Annotated in this window: 5 protein-coding genes; 3 read left to right on the forward strand and 2 right to left on the reverse strand. The window is 40.3% G+C overall.

The window, feature by feature from the left end; genetic code table 11:
- The 3 genes from JCM14374_RS12625 to JCM14374_RS12640 form a co-directional block, all read left to right on the forward strand.
- Positions 1-1,279, forward strand: a 1,279-nt coding sequence (locus tag JCM14374_RS12625; RefSeq protein ID WP_054698092.1) for a class I adenylate-forming enzyme family protein, incomplete at its 5' end; no start/stop codon positions are given.
- A gap of 934 nt (positions 1,280-2,213) precedes the next feature.
- Positions 2,214-2,504: a DUF503 domain-containing protein gene (locus JCM14374_RS12635; RefSeq protein WP_054698098.1), complete on the forward strand. Its 291-nt coding sequence runs from the start codon at positions 2,214-2,216 to the stop codon at positions 2,502-2,504.
- Between the two features lie 162 nt (positions 2,505-2,666).
- Positions 2,667-3,407 (forward strand): M99 family carboxypeptidase catalytic domain-containing protein, encoded by a 741-nt coding sequence (locus tag JCM14374_RS12640; RefSeq protein ID WP_157049123.1) that lies wholly within the window; start codon positions 2,667-2,669, stop codon positions 3,405-3,407.
- On the opposite strand, the gene JCM14374_RS12645 is transcribed toward JCM14374_RS12640, so the two are convergent.
- Positions 3,408-4,307, reverse strand: a complete 900-nt coding sequence (locus JCM14374_RS12645) for a putative amidoligase domain-containing protein (RefSeq protein ID WP_054698103.1) — start codon at positions 4,305-4,307, stop codon at positions 3,408-3,410.
- A 23-nt stretch (positions 4,308-4,330) separates the two neighbouring features.
- Positions 4,331-5,059, reverse strand: a complete 729-nt coding sequence (locus JCM14374_RS15415; RefSeq protein WP_054698106.1) for a putative amidoligase domain-containing protein — start codon at positions 5,057-5,059, stop codon at positions 4,331-4,333.
- Positions 5,060-5,085 lie beyond the last annotated feature (26 nt).

Consider the following 5,085-nt stretch of genomic DNA (forward strand, 5'->3'; position numbering starts at 1 on the left):
CCAGATAAATAACTGTGAAGCCAAAATCATCTTTGTTCTGGAGGAGCAATATAATTTAATTTATCCACTGATGGACCAACTGCCAACCGTTAAAGAAATAATATTGGTAGGGAAGAGCCAGGACGAGAAGGTTTTGACTTACGAACAGATGATAACGCAGGGACGGACCAACGAACTACTAGTAGAGCCTGATCCAGAAGATATCCATTTGTTGTTTTACACCTCCGGCACGACTGGGAAACCAAAAGGAGCAGTGCGGACTAATTATTGTAATTATAACATGGGTGTTTCTACTATTGCCGAACTGGGTATTAACAGAAATGATTCGCTGTTTGTCACTGCTCCCATGTATGCAGCCGCAACTGCCGGATATTTATATGCCACTTTAATGGCCGGAGGGACCCTGTGTATAGCACCATCATTTCTACCTGAGGAAAGCCTGCGGCTAATAGATTTATTTAAAACCACCTTTGTTTTTATGGTGCCGATAATGTATGATTGGGTATTTTCGCTGCCGCCAGAAATACAGAGTAAATATGATCTTTCTTCGGTGCGAATCGCAACTGCCTGTGGTGCGCCTATGCATTCGCATATATTTAAAAAGATGCAAGACGGCTTCAAAAACGCCCGTTGCTTTAATATGTTGGGCTGTTCAGAGTTAGGATTTGTAACCATCATTTCGGTAGAGGAATGGTTTGGCTTGCATAAAGAGGGCAGTATCGGCAAAGGCACCTTCGATATGGACCTAAAGATTATGGATCAAATGGGCAATGAATTGCCGAGAGGTGAGATTGGCCTTCTCTATGCCCGCAGTCCACAGACCTTTAACGGCTATTGGCATAATGAGCAGGGCACAAAAGAATCTTTTCTGGATGAACAGTGGGGAACTGTAGGCGATATGGCTCGTATGGATGAAGACGGATATATCTATCTGGTCGACCGTGCCAATGATATGATCGTTAGTGGCGGCACTAATGTCTATCCAGCTGAGGTGGAAAATGTTATCCTGCAAATGGAGGGTATAGCTGATGTAGGTGTAATTGGCGTCCCGGATGAAAAATGGGGAGAACAGGTTAAGGCTATTGTTGTACTAAAGCCAGGTTATAAAGTCAGTGATGAAGAGATTATAAATCATTGCCGACAATACCTGGCCGGATTTAAGGTACCTAAGAGCGTAGATTATATAGACATCATTCCTCGTAATGTAGTTGGAAAAATGCTAAAAAAAGACCTTCGCAAGCCATACTGGAAGGTAAGGACACATTCATTTCTTAACTAAAATTTTTTATAACAAGAATTGAAGTCAGTAGTTCATTGTATTACAGCACATCTTAATTATGTTTGAATAAATAGCTATATATTGATGCCCCGGCTGGGGCTTTTTATTTTGTTTTGGCAGAGATTTTAAAGCATTCACTTGTGTCAGTATTTAATAGAACAGAAAGCGTTTGGGATTAATACTATTTGTAAGCGGCAAAATAAAAGGGAGAAAAAATGGCCACTAAAAACGGAGAATATTTACCGTAATGTTCCATACCAGAAAAAATATAAGTTTTTCGGCCAGGAAACAAAAAAAACACTTTAGTTAACATAATGTTCATTATAGGAAGAATTAAAATTCGGCGGGGAAATGATAAATTCTGGTCAGTATATGCCACGATAAATATTCAAATACTAATTCCAGTATAGTGGAGAGGTATTATATATATGAAAAATGATCGCAAGAAAAATAATCAAGACCCTAATATCCAGATTATCGATTATCCTAAAACTATTGAGTACCCTGTTAATAATAGTGACAAAGAAACCAGGTCTAAAAAATAGGCTCCTTTGCGGGCCTATTTTATTTTCCTTATAATGGTATAATATGGAGGTGATAACTTGATGAAGGACAAAAATTATGTTAAGGATATGCCTGAATTACCCTTGAAACCGTATCCTGCAACTACTGATTATATTACCGACCGGGAGCGCAATGATTCAAAGCTCTCAAAAAAGAAATGATTTTATATCATTGTTACTTCAACTGCCGGTTAACTACCGGCAATTATTATTTTCTGTAAAATATTGCGTTATTAAATTACATTGCATCATTTTATTATTAATGGCTGTGTTATAGCTTGCAAAAATCCGTAAAGGATTAAAGGATTTACCTCGAATTTTAGGGAATTTAATAATTAGAACTAAACAATTATTTGAAAAGGAATATTTTCATGTATGTAGTCTATGGTTATGCTGAGCTACACTTTCCATACGCGAATTCTTTAAAAGATAAGCGCCAGCTTACGCAGGGAATTATAAATAGAATGAAAAAGCGTTTTAATATATCTCTTGCCGAAACAGGTTTTCATGATCTCTGGCAGCGTGCAAATATTGGTTTTTCTGTTGTAAGCAACCAACCAGCAGAACTCGACCATATTTTGGATGCCATTCGCAACGCCTTTCAATACTACTCTTCCGATATGGAATTGATTAATTTCACCTACGAATACCAGTCATTGTAAATCCCATCTCAACCATAATCTAACATCGTCATCGGGCAGGTATTGTGAGAAATTTTGTCGAAAAAAGGATTCGTTGTATTTATTGTTAGCCGCAAATTTATTAGGAAAGGATGATTAATTCTGCAAGAAAAAAGACAAACACCTATTGCCCGTATCATTGCGTTGCTGATCATTATTGTCATGATGGCTGTATTTATTGCCGATATGCTAATAACCCCAGCACAAGCAGCAAACCAGGTATCAACTAAAACATTGGCCGCAGGAACCCCATATGCTACTACAATGTACATTATTAAAAGCGGTAACCCAGGACCGGTAGTAATGGTTGTTGGAGGCGTCCATGGCAATGAAACCGCAGGGTATACTGCCGCTGATAAAATAAAAGATACGAATATAAAGTCTGGAACCTTATTGGTAATACCTAGAGCTAACAATAGAGCAATTGAACGTCATGTCAGGTACATAAGCGGAGAATATGATCTGAACCGCGCTTTTCCAGCTATAAGTTCCAGTAATGGCATAAACGTTCTTGCCAGGTCTATTTACATAACAGTCAAGGATTATGATGTCGATTGGCTTATCGATCTTCATGAGGGTTACGATTATTCTACTAATCGTTCTACAGATTCGGTAGGACAATCGCTTATCTACTATCCATATTCGGAGTCCAGCATCATGGCGAGTAAAATAGTCAAAAATCTGAATCAGGGCATTGCTTCTACATATCAAAAATTCCAACTGTTACGACTGCCTATAAAAGGAAGCCTTGCTCGCAGTACAGGTCAATACCTGGGCGTTAGAAGCATGATATTTGAAACCTGTTCCAAACCTGCGTTATCTTTAAGGGTGGATCGCCAACTTAAAGCGGTTAATACCTTGTTGTCCAATTTAGGAATGATATAGCTACATGTTAATACGCGTACGCCTGGCAGGACTAGAAACTGAAACATTGCCGATAGATAATGAACTGCCGCCGTTATTGTTGCTGCCGGCGTTAACATGCACCGAACGATTCACAGAGGTTCGGGGAATGTAATCATAATCGCCCATATTATTGTTTGCGGCCGGGCGGCGTCTAATCTGAGCATCGCTGCGATTGTTCAAAGGTTCAGCAGATACGTGTTCAAAGCCAGGATTATCATAATTGGCATCCTGGCTTTCATCATTATCTGGGCGGAAATTAGCAACATAATCTTTTTTACCGCCGCTGGAAATTTTCCAGACTTTTCGTATGTCATGTTTTTCATCCCAATATTCCCCGGATGCAATCATACGGGGAATAGCATTCAGCACTTCGCTGTATTCATCGTACATGGATGTTTTTTGTACATCCGACCATATTTCCGGAAACAATGGTTTAAAGTATTCGTGGTTGCCCTGGTAAAATGCCTGCTGCGCGATAGCATCATTAATAAAGTTCTTATCGAGGTATGGATAATTCGTAACTACTATCTTGGCTAAACATAGTACGGCTGCGGTAATTTCGCGGCTTACCAGCCAGCTTCCCGGAGTTCGATATTCAAAACCCCCATAACTTTTTATACGATATTCACTTAATAAACCGTACCTTTTCCGACGCCTCACTGCAGTGCGAGGGTCTTCCAGCAGGAATACCGGAACAGCCACATAATTATCCAGAGCCCGCATGAGTGCCGCGTCCAGTTTTATATTGCTGAAATGAATATGGCCTCCTATTGAGTAACCGGCAAATGGCTGACTTCCTGCCAGCCATTTCAGGTTGCGGTAGGGCGCCAGGCGGTAAGCCCTATCTAAAGCCAGCTTTATATTTTCGGTTAAAACCAAAGGATTATTAGAAGGAGATGGCCTTACTTCAGCACTGGTCTCTGCTGGCGATTAGGTACCCGAATATTATCACAGCCTATCATACCGTCTCGGGGGAAGAACTGCGAGGCCGATACCATCTTGCCGGTTTTAACATTGCTGAGCATGAACTCCGGGTCCGCTCCCAGCTTAACCTCTCTGTTTTTTATAGTTTCATCCAGATCATACATATAATTCAGCCGGTTTATTATTTCTATGAGGTCCTTATCGCGTACTTCAGGCGAAGGTTCGACATTTACCACCTTCAGTCTGCGGCGGGCTGTAAAATCTATATTAACCATACCCAAGTCCAAACCGGTTAATGATATTACACGACGAGCCATTTCCGCTACCTTGGTGTTTTCTATTTCTTTTATATATTTGGGCTTGGCGGCGGCCTTGTTATGACTTTGCAGTTTAATAGACAATACTTCGAGGTCGCAGACCAGAACTTGATAACTTCGTATAATGCCCTCCTCACCCCGCGGACCATTGGGAATGGAATTTACTGTCATCATGGTATAAAAATCTTCATCAACTAAACAATTTTTTATGGCTTTAGGGGTGTTTACCAGCCGCCGTGAATACCCTTGGGGGGCGGGAATATCAATGATAAGATGTTCAATATCAGTGATAGTTATTTTCCTGCTGCTGACATTATCCCAATTTTCCGCTGCCAGTTCGGCAATTTTTTCGGCAGTGTTATTATTTTCATAAACAATACTTAAATTCACCGGACATCATTCCTTTAGTTCTTATC

The organism is Syntrophomonas palmitatica JCM 14374, assembly GCF_001311885.1.
Taxonomy (GTDB): Bacteria; Bacillota; Syntrophomonadia; order Syntrophomonadales; family Syntrophomonadaceae; genus Syntrophomonas_A; species Syntrophomonas_A palmitatica.

Excerpts from the sequence above, each read along its gene's own strand:
- JCM14374_RS12635 (WP_054698098.1), top strand. The coding sequence starts at position 2,214 with ATGTATGTAGTCTATGGTTATGCTGAGCTACACTTTCCATACGCGAAT.